This window comes from Oleiphilus sp. HI0067, from assembly GCF_001635735.1.
Genome location: NZ_LWFI01000586.1, coordinates 1 through 328, shown reverse-complemented (window position 1 = coordinate 328; position 328 = coordinate 1). Strand labels below are relative to the sequence as shown.

Below are 328 nucleotides of genomic sequence, written 5' to 3'. Positions count from 1 at the left end.
ATCGTCAATATTCACGATCCAAACACCACTACCCTGATCGGCACCCGTTGAGAGCTGCGCGCCCTCCGGAACACCCTCGAAACGCACCGCAGTAATCGACTCAGAACCATCTAGATCGACAAGATCCGCCGTTATATCCAGGCTAATCGGTTCATCTTCATTTCCGCTAATGTCGTTCGCTTGTAACGTTGGGACATCCGCCACTGGGATAACTGAAACATGATATTGTGCGGTGCTACTCGCTTCCGTAATCACACCACTATCTGGATCTTCATCCTGATGCGTCACCATGACATCCAACGTAAAGTCAGTACTGTCATGCAACGGA

1 protein-coding gene is annotated in these 328 nt (G+C 50.0%); it reads right to left on the bottom strand.

Translation table 11 applies throughout. The features are described 5' to 3' along the window. The coding region (locus tag A3739_RS29555) for a hypothetical protein (protein ID WP_197472137.1) at positions 1-328 on the bottom strand (328 nt) is incomplete at both ends.